This window comes from Pseudomonas inefficax, assembly GCF_032164165.1.
Classification (GTDB): domain Bacteria; phylum Pseudomonadota; class Gammaproteobacteria; order Pseudomonadales; family Pseudomonadaceae; genus Aquipseudomonas; species Aquipseudomonas inefficax.
This window is the reverse complement of the sequence record NZ_CP134401.1, coordinates 3384028-3397600: the sequence shown is the minus strand read 5'-3', so window position 1 is coordinate 3397600 and position 13573 is coordinate 3384028. Positions and strand designations below refer to the sequence as shown.

At 63.0% G+C, this 13573-nt stretch carries 12 protein-coding genes; 3 read left to right on the top strand and 9 right to left on the bottom strand.

The window, feature by feature from the left end; all coding sequences use genetic code 11:
* The 3 genes from glyA to RIN61_RS15275 all read left to right on the top strand — a co-directional run bounded on the left by glyA (position 1) and on the right by RIN61_RS15275 (position 3698).
* A complete protein-coding gene (gene glyA / locus RIN61_RS15285; RefSeq protein ID WP_112251928.1) occupies positions 1 to 1254 on the top strand; it encodes a serine hydroxymethyltransferase in 1254 nt (417 codons plus the stop codon).
* 425 nt (positions 1255 to 1679) lie between these two features.
* Positions 1680 to 2651 (top strand): IS110 family RNA-guided transposase, encoded by a 972-nt coding sequence (locus RIN61_RS15280; RefSeq protein ID WP_207880112.1) that lies wholly within the window; start codon positions 1680 to 1682, stop codon positions 2649 to 2651.
* A 93-nt stretch (positions 2652 to 2744) separates the two neighbouring features.
* Positions 2745 to 3698, top strand: coding sequence for an arsenic resistance protein (locus tag RIN61_RS15275; protein ID WP_313852669.1), 954 nt, complete (start codon positions 2745 to 2747; stop codon positions 3696 to 3698).
* A 23-nt stretch (positions 3699 to 3721) separates the two neighbouring features.
* Here RIN61_RS15275 and RIN61_RS15270 read toward each other — a convergent pair whose 3' ends face one another.
* The 9 genes from RIN61_RS15270 to RIN61_RS15230 all read right to left on the bottom strand — a co-directional run bounded on the left by RIN61_RS15270 (position 3722) and on the right by RIN61_RS15230 (position 13458).
* Complete coding sequence (locus tag RIN61_RS15270; protein WP_112251926.1) at positions 3722 to 4045, bottom strand: RidA family protein; 324 nt, start codon at positions 4043 to 4045, stop codon at positions 3722 to 3724.
* A 44-nt stretch (positions 4046 to 4089) separates the two neighbouring features.
* Positions 4090 to 5508: an aldehyde dehydrogenase family protein gene (locus tag RIN61_RS15265; protein ID WP_313852667.1), complete on the bottom strand. Its 1419-nt coding sequence runs from the start codon at positions 5506 to 5508 to the stop codon at positions 4090 to 4092.
* A 12-nt stretch (positions 5509 to 5520) separates the two neighbouring features.
* Entirely contained in the window at positions 5521 to 6564 is a 1044-nt protein-coding gene (locus tag RIN61_RS15260; RefSeq protein ID WP_207879778.1) for a homoserine dehydrogenase, read from the bottom strand.
* A gap of 208 nt (positions 6565 to 6772) precedes the next feature.
* Positions 6773 to 7210, bottom strand: coding sequence for an Lrp/AsnC family transcriptional regulator (locus RIN61_RS15255; RefSeq protein ID WP_085626668.1), 438 nt, complete (start codon positions 7208 to 7210; stop codon positions 6773 to 6775).
* The gene (locus RIN61_RS15250) at positions 7207 to 8595 is read right to left on the bottom strand and encodes a threonine synthase (protein ID WP_313852663.1); all 1389 of its coding nucleotides are present in this window, start codon (positions 8593 to 8595) and stop codon (positions 7207 to 7209) included. The genes RIN61_RS15255 and RIN61_RS15250 overlap by 4 nt, the downstream gene beginning before the upstream one ends.
* Positions 8596 to 8618: 23 nt before the next feature.
* Positions 8619 to 9503, bottom strand: a complete 885-nt coding sequence (locus RIN61_RS15245) for a LysR substrate-binding domain-containing protein (protein ID WP_112251922.1) — start codon at positions 9501 to 9503, stop codon at positions 8619 to 8621.
* A gap of 37 nt (positions 9504 to 9540) precedes the next feature.
* Positions 9541 to 10989, bottom strand: coding sequence for an amino acid permease (locus tag RIN61_RS15240; protein ID WP_181457330.1), 1449 nt, complete (start codon positions 10987 to 10989; stop codon positions 9541 to 9543).
* A gap of 143 nt (positions 10990 to 11132) precedes the next feature.
* Complete coding sequence (locus RIN61_RS15235; protein WP_112251920.1) at positions 11133 to 12404, bottom strand: cystathionine gamma-synthase family protein; 1272 nt, start codon at positions 12402 to 12404, stop codon at positions 11133 to 11135.
* Between the two features lie 169 nt (positions 12405 to 12573).
* Positions 12574 to 13458 (bottom strand): homocysteine S-methyltransferase family protein, encoded by an 885-nt coding sequence (locus RIN61_RS15230; protein WP_181457332.1) that lies wholly within the window; start codon positions 13456 to 13458, stop codon positions 12574 to 12576.
* Positions 13459 to 13573: the final 115 nt, after the last annotated feature.

Genomic DNA, 13573 nt, shown 5'->3' with positions numbered 1-13573 from the left:
ATGTTCAGCCGTGATTTGACCATTGCCAAGTACGACGCCGAGCTCTTCGAAGCCATGCAGCAAGAAGCTCTGCGCCAGGAAGAGCATATCGAGCTGATCGCTTCGGAAAACTACACCAGCCCGGCAGTCATGGAGGCACAGGGCTCGGTCCTGACCAACAAGTACGCCGAAGGCTACCCGGGCAAGCGCTACTACGGTGGTTGCGAGTACGTCGACGTCGTCGAGCAGCTGGCCATCGACCGTGCCAAGCAACTGTTCGGCGCCGACTACGCCAACGTCCAGCCGCACGCCGGCTCCCAGGCCAACGCTGCCGTCTACCTGGCCTTGCTGTCGGCCGGTGACACCATCCTGGGCATGAGCCTGGCCCACGGTGGCCACCTGACCCACGGTGCTTCGGTAAGCTCCTCGGGCAAGCTGTACAACGCCATCCAGTACGGCATCGACGGCAACGGCCTGATCGACTACGACGAAGTCGAGCGCCTGGCTGTCGAGCACAAGCCGAAGATGATCGTTGCCGGCTTCTCTGCCTACTCGCAGGTTCTGGACTTCGCCCGCTTCCGCGCCATCGCCGACAAGGTCGGTGCCTACCTGTTCGTCGACATGGCCCACGTTGCCGGCCTGGTTGCCGCTGGCGTGTACCCGAACCCTGTTCCGTTCGCCGACGTGGTCACCACCACCACCCACAAGACCCTGCGCGGCCCGCGCGGCGGCCTGATCCTCGCTCGCAAGAACGAAGAGATCGAGAAGAAGCTGAACTCCGCCGTCTTCCCGGGCGCCCAGGGTGGCCCGCTGGAGCACGTCATCGCTGCCAAGGCCATCTGCTTCAAGGAAGCCCTGCAGCCTGAGTTCAAGGCTTACCAGCAGCAGGTAGTGAAGAACGCCCAGGCCATGGCCAGCGTGTTCATCGAGCGTGGTTTCGACGTGGTTTCCGGTGGTACCCAGAACCACCTGTTCCTGCTTTCGCTGATCAAGCAGGAAATCTCCGGCAAGGACGCTGACGCCGCCCTGGGCAAAGCCTTCATCACCGTCAACAAGAACTCGGTACCGAACGACCCACGTTCCCCGTTCGTCACCTCGGGCCTGCGTTTCGGCACCCCAGCCGTTACCACCCGTGGTTTCAAGGAAGCCGAGTGCCGCGAGCTGGCTGGCTGGATCTGCGACATCCTGGCTGACCTGAACAACGAAGCGGTGATCGACGCCGTGCGTGAGAAGGTCAAGGCCATCTGCAAGAAGCTGCCGGTTTACGGCAACTGATTGGCGATTGCCTGACAGCGAAAAGCCCGGCCTAGTGCCGGGCTTTTTCGTTTTCGGGGGGCTGTCGGCAATCCTGTAGGAGCGGCCTTGTGTCGCGAAAGGGGCGCGCAGCGGCCCCACGATTGCAGCGTTGCCGCCGAAATCGCCGGGACCGCGTTGCGGTCCTTTCGCGACACAAGGCCGCTCCTTGTATCTCGACTTTCGCCTCACAAGAGGCGAAAGTTCTCGACTGATCATCGAGGGAGGGTCATGAAGCGGAGCCGCTCCAAGGGCATCGAGCCCGTATTGTAGATAACGCTCTGGCCCTCCAACCCCACTCGAACAGTTCGAACGGTATCTAGTGCCGCCCCCCGGCGTGAGCACGCATTCGCAAGGTTGAACCGAGTGCTGGGTGATCGAAACTTCGTTGTCTGAGGGAGAAGATCATGTCTGTTGTTGTTGGCGTCGATGTAGCCAAGCGATCTTTCGATATTGCAACTCCACTTCCCAATGGGAAAGTCCGTACCAAAGCCAAGCTGGCCAATAATCCGAGTGGTTTTGAGCAATTCGCAACCTGGCTTGAGCAACATGCCGAACCACGTGCCTGGGTTATCATGGAGGCCACTGGCACTTATCACGAAGCGCTTGCTGAGTGCTTTCATGCCAAGGGTTACCGGGTGTGTATTCTGAATCCCGCCGTGATTGCCAAGTTTGCCGGAGCGGACCTTCGACGCGTCAAAACTGATAAGGCTGATGCCAAGGTTATTGCTGCTTACGGTCAGCAGAAAAAAGATTTGCTTCGTCAGTGGAAGCCTGAGCCGCCAGCTCAGCGGCGCTTGCGGGCCTTGGTGCGGCGTCTGGACGACCTGAAAGAGATGCAGCAGATGGAGCAGAACCGTCTGGATGTGTCGCAGATCGCTGTCCAGGAATCGATCAGAGCTGTAATTGGGCACATCAGCGAAGAAATAGCGAAAACCCGTAAGGCTATTGAGCAGACGATCGATGACGATCCAGACCTGCGCCAGCGACGAGAACTGATTACGTCGATTGATGGCCTGGGAGACACCACGGCCGCGCTGATCCTTGCAGAACTGGGTGATCCGCTGAAGTACGAAAGCCCGTCAGCCATGGTTGCGTTTGCAGGCCTCAACCCGATGATCCATCAATCGGGAGAGAAGATTGGCCAATCGACCATTTCCCGTACAGGAGCCCCAAGATTGCGCGCCGGCTTGTGGATGCCAGGCACTGTCTCGATCAGATACAACCCGGTCGTGAAGGCACTGGCAGAGCGTTTGAGCAATCGGCGTAAAGCCTACAAGCAGATAGTCTGCGCTGCTATGCGTAAGCTTTTGCACCTGGTGTATGGCGTAGTGAAATCCGGCAAACCGTTTGACCCTCAAATCGCTCTTGCGGGGTGAGGGTCAAGACGGTATCTACAAAAAAGCGCGACACCCTGCTGATGGTGCGTATTACCCTGTATGCCTTTTCATCCAGCAAACACAGGCCATACCTTGACCAGAGCGCAACTCGAAACCCAACAGGTCCCGATCTACTTCGCCGCCGTGCTCGTCGCCGTCACGTTCGGCCTGCTGGCCAGCGACACTGCACGCCACCTGCAAGCCCTGGTCACCCCCGCCATCGCCGTACTGATGTACGCGATGTTCCTGCAGATCCCCTTCCTCGACCTGCGCCAGGGCCTGGGCAACCGCCGCTTCATCGCCGCCCTGCTGCTGGCCAACTTCATCCTCGTGCCGCTGCTGGTCTGGGCCATCACCCGCGGGCTGGTCGAACACCCGGCGATCCTCATCGGCGCGCTGCTGGTGCTGCTGACACCGTGCATCGACTACGTGGTGGTGTTCACCCACATCGGCAAGGGCGACGCCCGCCTGACCCTGGCCGCCACCCCCGTGCTGCTGTTGGTGCAACTGGCGCTGCTACCGCTCTATCTGGCCCTGATGCTGGCTGACAGCAGCAACGTGGCCATCTCCGTCACCCCGTTCGTGGAAGCCTTCGTGCTGCTGATCGTGCTGCCGATGGTTCTTGCCGTGCTCACCAGCGCCGGTGCCCGTCGCTCGCGCACGGTCTCGACCTGGAACGACGCCTGGGCGTGGATGCCGGTACCGGCCATGGCCCTGGTGCTTGTGGTAGTGATCGCCTCGCAGATTGCCGTGGTGCTGCGTGACTTCGACCGTTTGCTGCCGGTGATTCCGGTGTACATCGGCTTCATGCTGTTGGCGCCAGTGCTCGGGTTCGTTGCCGCGCGCTTGCTGCGTTTGCCGGTGACCGAGGCACGCTCGGTCACCTTCAGCGCCGCCACGCGCAACTCGCTGGTCGTACTGCCGCTGGCGCTGGCGTTACCGGAAGACATGCGCGGGTTGGCGGCAGCAGCGGTGATTACACAGACACTGGTGGAGCTGGTAAGCGAACTGATCTATGTAAGGGCGGTGCCCCGCGCCGTGTGCTGACCCGGGGCATCGGTCGCTCGGGGTCAGGAGCGCTCAGGGCACACGGCAAACACCTGCACCTCGACCAGGTAGCCCTCTCCCAGGTCTGCGCCTACACAAGCCCGGGGTGGTTTCGGACAACCCTGCAACCAGGCGTCGTACACCTCATTGACCAGGTCGAAGTGGCTGTAGTCGGCAATCCATAACTGAACCCGGGTCAAGTGTTCCTTGCCCACGTTGGCCTCTGCCATCAACCCATCGATCGTACTCAACGCCTGGCGCAACTGCCCCTGCACATCCTGGCGCAGGTCGTCCGCGACCACGCCTGCCGTTTCGAACAGGCCCCTGTAGCTGACCGCCAGCGACATCCGCTCGCCTGATCCATACCGTTCGATCATCAAAGCTCCTCCCCTTAACCCAACTGGTTGAGGCAGACGACTTTGGGCTGGGTCATGTCCTCGTAGGCGAACCGTACCCCCTCACGCCCGAGGCTCCCATACTTGGAACCACCGAATGGCATGGCATCGAAGCGGTAGTCGGACGAGTCGTTGATCATCACCCCACCCGCCTCGATTCGCCGGGCCAGGCTCAACGCCAGCGACAGGTCGCGGGTAAACACACCGGCATGCAAGCTGTACTCCGGGGCGTTGGCCAGTGCTATCGCCTGCTCGATATCCTCGAAAGGCGCCAGCATCACCACCGGTGCGAATACCTCCTCACGCCACAGCCGGCTGGCGTGGTCAACGCCTTCCAGCACCGTCGGCGCATAGGCCGCCCCCTGGCGTCGATGGCCGCAAAGCAGGCGAGCACCGTCCTGAAGGGCCAGGTTCACGCGCTCTTCAATCTGCCGGGCCGCGCCTTCGGTGATCATCGGCCCCATGTCGGTTTCGCGCAGGCCTGGATCACCCACCACCATCGCCTGGGTCAAGGCAACGAAGCGCTGGCGGAACGCCTCATAGATCGAAGCGTCCACCAGGATGCGCTGGGTGCCGATGCAGTTCTGCCCGGCCGCCCAGAATGCGCCAGACACACAAGCCTCGACAGTGGCCTCGAGGTCGCAGTCCTTCAGTACCAGTACCGGGGCGTTGCCGCCAAGGTCCATGGCAAGTTTTTTCAGGCCCGCCCCCCGGGCAATCTGTTCGCCCGTGGCGAAGCCGCCCGTGAAGGAAATCATCCGCACTTCACGCACGGCCACCAGGGCCTTGCCCAGCTCGGCACCGCCAGTGGCCACGGTGACGACAGCCTCCGGCAGCCCTGCATCAACCAGGTACTGCACCAGCTTCAAGGCGGACAGCGGGGCCAGCTCCGAGGGCTTCAGAATGACCGCATTGCCTCCGGCAATCGCTGGCCCCAGCTTGTGCGCCACCAGGTTGAGCGGGTCGTTGTACGGGGTAATGGCCAGGATCAGCCCCAACGGCTCGCGGGTGAACCAGCCCTGGCGCGACTCGGAGCCTTCATAGGCATCAAAAGGCACCACCTCGCCGGCGTTGCGCCGCGCTTCCTCGGCAGACAGCTTGAGCGTGTTGATGCAGCGTTTCACCTCCTTCTCGGCCTGACGCAGGGTCTTGCCCGCTTCGTCGACAATCAGGCCGGCAAAATCCGCGGCGTCACGTTCGATGAGTCGGGCGGCCTGCTCCAGAATGCTGGCGCGGCGGTGCCGGGGCAGCGCGGCACTCTCGCGCACGCCCTGGCGAGCACGGACGAGCAGACCTGGCACGGCATCGGCAGCAAGGTTGGCGACGCTGCCGACCAGGCTACCGTCGAAGGGGCTGTACACATCGATCAAGGTGGGTTGCTGGACGGCTACCCGGGACACGGAAGTCAGGCTCATGACGGTTGCTCCTCAGGCCGAGCGGCCAGCGGTGTGGATGGCGACGATATCCGACAGCAGGGCGAATGCCGTTTCGACACGTCCCGCACCCGGGCCGGACACGGTCACAGCGCCCAGCAATTCGGTGTTGAACGCAACCGCATTGGTGGCACCGGAAATACCCGCCAGGGGGTGATTGCCGGGTAGCAGGCGCGCTTCGACGCTGGCACGCACCGAGCCATCGGTTTCACGGCTGGCACTGCCGATCAGTTTCCAACGCTGGCCCGCCGCCTGCGCTTGCTGGATAGCCGCGCTGTCGAGGTTGCTGATGCCGCTGCAGCTGACATCGTTCACCTGCAAGCAGGCACCGAGCAGCTCGTTGGCGAGAATGACCACCTTCAGGCGCACGTCATACCCCTCCACATCGGCGCTCGGGTCTGCCTCGGCGTAGCCAAGTGCTTGCGCCTGGGCCACCGCATCGGCAAAGCCCAGCCCCTCTTCCATACGCGTCAGCACATAGTTCGAGGTGCCGTTGAGGATGCCCTCGAAGCCCACAAGGCCTGCACCGGCCAACGTCTGGCGCGCCATGCGCAGCACCGGTGTACCGCTCATCACCGCGCCTTCGTATTCGAACGACACGCCATTGGCCTTGGCCAAGGCTTTCAGCGCCTGGGCATGCAAGGCGATCGGCCCCTTGTTGGTAGTGACCACATGCTTGCCCGCTTCCAGCGCCCAGCGGCAGAAGGTTGCCGCCGGTTCACCGTCCTTGGGGTTGGTGAAGGTGGCCTCGGCGATGATGTCGGCACCAGACTGCTTGATCACCGACTCGTTGAACGCCTCTGCCGAACCTTGAGGGATCTGCGCCAGCGCACCCTTCTGAGCGGGCAGAGCAGCCAGCGTGGCCGCATCCAGGCCATTGCGGTCGATTGCCGAACCCAGGAACAGGTCGGTGACGCCAACGATCTTCAGGCCGAAGCCCAGCTCTTTCTGCCAGCGCGCATTGCGTTCGGCGATCAGTTGGGCCAGGGCACGGTTCACGCCGCCAAAGCCAACGAGTGCGATCTTGTATTCGGTCATGGTTTGCTGTCCTTTCCAGGCGATTGGTCGATGAGGACAAGCGTAAGAGCCGTGCAATGCCAGTTGAATATGGCAATCCGCTGTATTTACTGGCCAATCTGACCAGTGCCTGATGCATGCCTGGGCGCCGCCGGAATGCACAACGCCGCCAGGGCGCAAGCCCGGGCGGCGTTGTTGTAGCGAGGGTTGGCAAACGGCAGCGGGCGTCTCAGATCACCGTGGCCAGGACGAACGATGTGACGGTGTTCTCGACCCCCGGCATGGCGGCAATCTCCTTCCATACATGGTGCACCCGTTCCGGGCTGGAAGCCTCGACGCGCAGCAGCAGGTCGAATTCACCGCTGAGCACTTCACACTGGATCACCTCGGGAATCTGGCGCAATGCATCGAGCACAGCTTCTCCGCGCATGCGGTCATAGCGGTAGACGAAGATGACCGCGTTGATCAATGAACTCGGTCGTCGTCCCTCACCGATGCGCAGGGTATAGCCCTGGATGGCCCCGTCACGCTCCAGGCGCTCGATGCGCTGGCGTACCGCGTTGCGCGACAGGTTCACCTTGAGCCCCAGTTCGGCATGGGCAATGCGTGCATTGGCGGTGAGTTCGGCGAGGATACGCTCGTCCAGGGGATCGAGGATGCGCTTCATCGTCCGGCCTGCAACCGGGCCAGCAGCTCATGAACCCCCGCCAGGTCGTCGGGTGCCAGCAGCGGCCCGCCGCCTGCAGCAGCCACGACACTGGCCGGTACTTCGCCATGCCAGGCCCCCAGCTCCGCCAGCAGCCCGGCGGACTTTTCTGGGGCAAACTGCCCCAGCGTGACGATGGGCGCGCCAATGTTGCGCCGGTGCAGGCGCCCGGCGAATGCCCCGGTGGCGGCATGCGGGTCTACTGCGCTGCCGGTTTCGTGGAACAGCGTGACGATTTCTTCGCGGATCAGCGCGTCGTCCACGGCATAGGAGTCGAACAGCATGCGCGCATGCAACCACTGGCGGTTGCCGATGCTCAACTCGCCACATTCCTCGAAGTGCTCCATCAGCGCCCGGGTCGCCCCGCCATCGCGGTCATACAGCTCCCAGACGAAGCGCTCCAGGTTGGAGAACAGCGAGAAGTCCATGACCGGCGACAAGGTCTGGCTGGTTGAGCCACGGCTGTAGCGATTGCAGTGGATGAACCGGTGCAAGGCATCGTTGCGGTTGGTGGAGACGATGATCTGGTTGATCGGCAGGCCCATTTTCTGGGCAATGAACCCTGCGTAGATCTCGGCAAAACTGGCCGTGGGGATACTGAAGCCCACCGGCCGAATCCCCCCGCCCAGCTGCAGCGCGGCGTGAAAATAGAACACGATCTGCGCCAGCACGCCGACCCAGTTGGTCGAGTTGAAACTCACGGGAATCAGCCCGGGGCATGGCCATGCACGCAGCAGCGCCGACACCAGCGACTGGCAGTCATCGAAGCTGCCGTCCACGGCCACGCAGCTGACGCTGTCGGAAGCGGCACTGCGCATCACCGCCGCCCGGTCGGCCGGTGTCCCGGCACTGGGGTACAGCGCCAGCAAGCGTGCCGTCGGGCAATGCCGCAAGGCTTCGATTGCGGCCACCGCCGTATCGCCGTTGCTGGCACCGACCAGCATGACCCGTTCGCAATCGGCCCCCAGGAAATGGCGGATGAGCCGCGCCTGCAACTGCGCGGCGAAATCCTTGGAGGACCGGGTAGGCCCGTGAAACAGCTGCAGGATCCATTCGTTGTGGCCGATCTGCTGCAACGGCGCGATGCCACGGTGCCTGAACCCTCGGTAGCTGTCGCTGACCAGCGCCCTGAGGGTCGGCTCATCGAGGGTATCGCCAACAAACGGTGCGATCACCCGCCAGGCCAGTTCGTCGAACGGCAACCACGACCAGCTGGCAATTTCCTGCTGGCTGAAGGTCGGCACCGCGGCAGGCACGTATAGCCCGCCATCGTCGGCCAGCCCGGAAAGCAGCGCCGTGCGGAAATCGACCCGTATCTCGTTGCCGCGCGTGGATGTGTACTGCATCGGTGCTCCAGGTAACTATTTGATTAACGGTGGGCCATTGCCACCAACCAGTGGCTGAAGGCCTGGGCATCCGTGGACAACGCCTCGCCCAGGCCACGTACCAGGTAAAACGACTCGCTCGCCTCGATGCGCTGGGCAAAAGGCGCTACCAGCCGCCCCTCCCGCAGCAAGTCCTCGACCAGCGACGAGCGCGCCAGCGCCACCCCAAGCCCCAGTTCCGCCATGCGCAAGGTCGCCACGAGGGTGTCGAACTGCAGGCCGCTGGAGGAGTCGACCTGATCGGCGCCAACCCGCTCCAGCCAATAACCCCACCCCTCCTCGTAACCCAGCACATGCAGCAACGGGACGCGGGCCAGGTCGCGCGGCTCGCGTAGCGGGGCGTCGGCAATCAGCGCAGGCGAGCAGACCGGCACCAGCATGTCGCGGGTCAGGCGCTGCGCCTCCACGCCCGCCCACTGGCCGCTGCCCCAACGGATTTCCAGGTCATCCTCGGCATCCAGTTCCTTGACCCACAGGTTGCTGATGTAGCGGATGTCCACCTGCGGGTGCGAACGACGAAAATCGGCCAGTCGGGGCGCCAGCCAGAAGTGCAGGAACGACAGGCTGCCGCGTACTTTCAAGGGCCGACGCTGGCGTTGCCCGAAAATTTCATTGGTGCCCACCGCCAGGCGGCTGATCGCGTCCTGCACCACCGGCAGGTAGGACTGGCCCTCTTCAGTCAACCCCAGCCCCCGGGGCAGGCGCTTGAACAGCGCCACCCCCAACTGGCTCTCCAGGTGGCGAATCTGCTGGCTCACGGCCCCCTGGGTGAGGTGCAGTTCCTCGGCTGCATGGGTGAAGTTCAGGTAACGCGCCGACACTTCGAAGGCTCTGAGCCAGTTCAAGGGGGGCAGGGTTTTCTGGGTCATCGGCGGTTTCTCGTGGCAACGTTCCGGTGGCCTAGTATCACCCTGCTCTGGCAGCCTCGGAACCTGGCGCGACCACTTCCAGCGGGCCTGCCTGGCGGCTGCGGAACTTGCACGTCAGCCAATAGGCCAGGTAGCACCAGGCGATGAAGGGCAAGCCGAAGTACAGGGCCACGCGCTGGGCGGGGTCGAAGGCAATACCGACGCAGGCCAACACGCAGCAGAAGATGGCGGCTAGCGGGACGAACGGGTAGCCGCGCACCCGGAACTTCAGGTCTGCGAGGTTGCCGCCATTGGCGAGGTAATGGCGGCGGAAAGCCATTTGGCTGGCCGCGATGCTGATCCACACCACCACCACCGCCAACCCGGAAATGGACACCAGCGCCAGGTAGATGGTGTCAGGGGCAAACACGCTGCTGAGCAGCGAAGCCATGCCGCCCGCCATGCTCAGGACAATGGCGTTGAACGGCGTGCCACGACGCGACAGTGCCGCATACCGGCGGGGCATGTTGCCTTGGTCACTGAGGGTCCACAGCATGCGCGCCGCAGCATAGAGCCCGGAATTGGCCGCCGACAGCAGCGCAGTGATGATGACGAAGTTCATGATGTCTGCGGCATAGGGGATACCGATCATGGCAAAGACCATCACGAACGGGCTTTCAACCAGCCCGGCCTGTTCACGCGGCAACAAGGTTGCCAATACAAAGATGGTGCCGACGAAGAACAGCGCCAGGCGCAGGACCGTGGTACGGATGGCCTTGGGCACGTTCTTTTCCGGGTCGCGGGTTTCGCCGGCGGCGATGCCGATCAACTCGGTGCCCGAGAACGCGAAGGCCACCGCCAGCAGGGTCATGGCGATCGACCAGAAGCCCGTAGGGAACAGCCCTTCGCGGGTGAAGTTGCCCAGCCCGACACTGTGCGCCTGGGTAATTTCGAAAACGCCCAGGATCGCGCCGCCGCCCACCACCAGGAAGGCAATCACCGCCAGCACCTTGATCAGTGACAACCAGAATTCGGTTTCGGCAAACGACCGCACCGAGATGATATTGCTGATGAACACTGCAAACCCGAACAGCGCACTCCATATCCATACCGGCGTATCGGGGAACCAGCGCACCATCAGGATACCGGCGGCGGTGAATTCCGAGCCGATGGCCACGGTCCAGGTCAGCCAGTACATCCAGGCCACCATGTAGCCTGTACCCGGCCCGAGGTAGCGTGTGGCGTAACTGCTGAACGAGCCGACTTCCGGCATGTGTACCGCCAGTTCGCCCAGGCACATCATCACCAGGTAGACCATGATCGCGCCGAGGACATAGGCGATGACCGCCCCCAGCGGGCCCGCCTGGTTGACGGTGTAGCCCGACGTCAGGAACAGGCCGGTACCAATGACACCACCCAGCGCCAGCATGACGATATGGCGGGTTTGCATATCCTGCTTGAAGCTGTGCGCCGAAGCATTTCTCGTTGTCGTTGTCTGCAGGGACATTGTGGTTTACTCATGAAAGTTGGCGGGCAAGGACGTTGCAACGACCTCGTCTTGGCAGAGCGAAGCGAATTGCCTTGCATATTGTTTTTGTTCGACTTCATGAAGTGGCACCCACCGCAAGCAGCGGGTGCTACGTGCCAGCCTCAGGCCTGTGCTTCGGCCAGGCAGGCGCCTTCGTCACCGTGCAGTTCCTTTGCTGCGGCCAACTCCTGACGCACCGATGCACAGGCCTGTGCCAGGTCTGCCAGCAGGTCCTCGGTGTCCTCGATGCCCACCGAAATGCGCACCAGCCCTTCGGAAATGCCCAGGGCCAGCCGTTCTTCGAGGGTGTTTTCCACATGGCTGGTGGTTCGCGCCGGGCCATAGATGGTCTCGACTGCCCCCAGGTTGCCCGCCCGATGGGCGTACTTCAGGCGCGGCAGCAACCGCGCCACGGTGGGCATGCCACCTTTGAGCACGAAGCTGACGATGGCTCCGAAGCCGCGCATCTGCGCCTTGGCAATTGCATGGCCCGGGTGCTGGGGCAAACCGGGGTAGTTGACCGCTTCAACCAGCGGTTCGGTCGTCAGGTAATTCGCCAGGGCCTTCGCGCTGGCCTGTTGCTGACGCAGGCGCAGGGCCAGGGTCTTGATACCGCGGATGATCAGGTAGGCGGAAAACGGGTCCAGCGCCGCACCATTGATTTCACGGTAGTGGCGTACCTGCGCCATCAACGACTCTGCACCGCACACCACGCCACCCAGCACGTCACCGTGCCCGGACAGGAACTTGGTCGCGCTGTGCACTACCACGTCCACGCCCAGGGCCAACGGGTTCTGGTTCAGCGGCGTGGCGAAGGTGTTGTCGGCCACTACCACAGCGCCGGCCTGCCGGGCAGCAGCGCTCAGGCGCTGGATGTCCAGTACCTTCAGGGTGGGGTTGGTAGGGGTTTCCAGATACAGCAGGTCGCAACCTGCGGCGATCTCGCGCTCCAGCGCCTCGGTGTCGAGGGTGTCACACAGGCAGACTTGCACGCCCATGCGCGGCAGGAACTCTTCGAAAATCTTGTTGGTGCCGCCGTAACTGTCGCGGGTCGATACAACGCGCTTGCCGCTTGAGAGAAAGGTATGCAGCACGGCACTGATGGCAGCCATGCCGCTGCTGAATGCCACCGCCGATTCGGACTGTTCCAGCTCGCACAGCTTCGCTTCCAGCGTGGCGACTGTCGGGTTGCTCATGCGGCTGTAGATGTAGCCCGGCAATTTGCCCTGCGCCACGTCGTACCAGGCATCGATGTCGTTGTAGCCGTAGGCGGCACTGACCACGATCGGGGTCTGGGTAGCGTTGTACGGGTGCTGGACCTGTTCCCCGCTCCACACTACTCGCGTGCCGATACCGACCGCTGCATTGCCCACGATTTTTTCGTTGTTGTTCATATCCGGTTCCCGCACCGCTGAGTTGTGTACACCGATTCGGCATCGGCTTTCAGCGGACTATAGGGGCATGGCGGGGGACTGAAAAACGATGGAATCCGGGTCTGAGTAACGTTTTTTTTAATGGCTGGATGCCAAGCGGTCGCACAAGCCGCCCGGCACCCTGCCGGCTTCACCCCAGGTTGCGTTTCAGCTCGGCAATGTGCTCCGGGCCGATGCCACAGCAGCCACCGACCATGCTGGCACCGCGCTTGCGCCAGTCAGCGGCCCATGCCAGGTAACCCGGCGGGTCCAGGTCTTCGCGCAGCTCATCCAGGCCATCGTTGGCGGTGGCTTCCTTGGGCTGCGGCGGAAAGGCGTTGGCATAGGCGCCAATGGCGACGTCAGCGTTGTGGCGCTCGATCACCGAGCGCGCCACATCGACCGCAGCGCCGATTACCTCGGGCTGGCTGCAGTTGAACAGCACGGCCGCCACACCCAGGCCGACCACCGCTTCGATGGCATCGGCCACTGGCTCGCCGGAGCGCAGGCGCGGCGTTTCGTCCACGTCCTCGTCCTGCAAGGTGAACGACACCCAGAACGGCTTGCCGTCTTGCGGCAGGTGGGCGTGGATGGCCCGCACTTCGGCAATCGAGCTCTGGGTTTCTGCCAGCCACAGGTCGACGTGCGGGGCCAGGCCTTGCAGCAGCGGGGTCAACACCTCCCCGACGCGCTCGGGCTGGAACAGGTCCGGGCGGTAGGAACCGAACAGCGGCGGCAGCGAGCCCGCTACCTTGACCGGGTGCGCCCCGGCATCGGCGGCGTGCCGCGCCAGCTGGCCTGCGATATTGGCGAGCTGGCGCCCTTCCTTGGCAAAACGCTCCTCACCAATGTGAAAAGGCACCACCGCGTAACTGTTGCTGGTAATGACCTGGGCACCGGCACCGATGAACGCTGCGTGCACACCAACTACCGCTTCGGGCGCCTCGCTCAGCGCCAGCGCCGACCATTCAGGCTGGCGAAACGGCGCCCCACTGCGCTGCAGCTCACGGCCCATGCCACCGTCGAGAATCACCATCGCTCGCTGTTTCATATAACTACTCTGCAGGTTCTTATGAACAAAATTCATTATGTGAGTTGCGTTTATAACTATTAAATACACTTTCTCCCAATTGGCCAACATTTCAGGTATG

What these genes read in the sequence shown, in the direction of transcription:
- glyA (WP_112251928.1), top strand. Translation starts at nt 1, where the DNA reads ATGTTCAGCCGTGATTTGACCATTGCCAAGTACGACGCCGAGCTCTTC.
- RIN61_RS15280 (WP_207880112.1), top strand. Translation starts at nt 1,680, where the DNA reads ATGTCTGTTGTTGTTGGCGTCGATGTAGCCAAGCGATCTTTCGATATT.
- RIN61_RS15270 (WP_112251926.1), bottom strand. Translation starts at nt 4,045, where the DNA reads ATGTCGCTGGCGGTCAGCTACAGGGGCCTGTTCGAAACGGCAGGCGTG.
- RIN61_RS15265 (WP_313852667.1), bottom strand. Translation starts at nt 5,508, where the DNA reads ATGAGCCTGACTTCCGTGTCCCGGGTAGCCGTCCAGCAACCCACCTTG.
- RIN61_RS15260 (WP_207879778.1), bottom strand. Translation starts at nt 6,564, where the DNA reads ATGACCGAATACAAGATCGCACTCGTTGGCTTTGGCGGCGTGAACCGT.
- RIN61_RS15255 (WP_085626668.1), bottom strand. Translation starts at nt 7,210, where the DNA reads ATGAAGCGCATCCTCGATCCCCTGGACGAGCGTATCCTCGCCGAACTC.
- RIN61_RS15250 (WP_313852663.1), bottom strand. Translation starts at nt 8,595, where the DNA reads ATGCAGTACACATCCACGCGCGGCAACGAGATACGGGTCGATTTCCGC.
- RIN61_RS15245 (WP_112251922.1), bottom strand. Translation starts at nt 9,503, where the DNA reads ATGACCCAGAAAACCCTGCCCCCCTTGAACTGGCTCAGAGCCTTCGAA.
- RIN61_RS15240 (WP_181457330.1), bottom strand. Translation starts at nt 10,989, where the DNA reads ATGTCCCTGCAGACAACGACAACGAGAAATGCTTCGGCGCACAGCTTC.
- RIN61_RS15235 (WP_112251920.1), bottom strand. Translation starts at nt 12,404, where the DNA reads ATGAACAACAACGAAAAAATCGTGGGCAATGCAGCGGTCGGTATCGGC.
- RIN61_RS15230 (WP_181457332.1), bottom strand. Translation starts at nt 13,458, where the DNA reads ATGGTGATTCTCGACGGTGGCATGGGCCGTGAGCTGCAGCGCAGTGGG.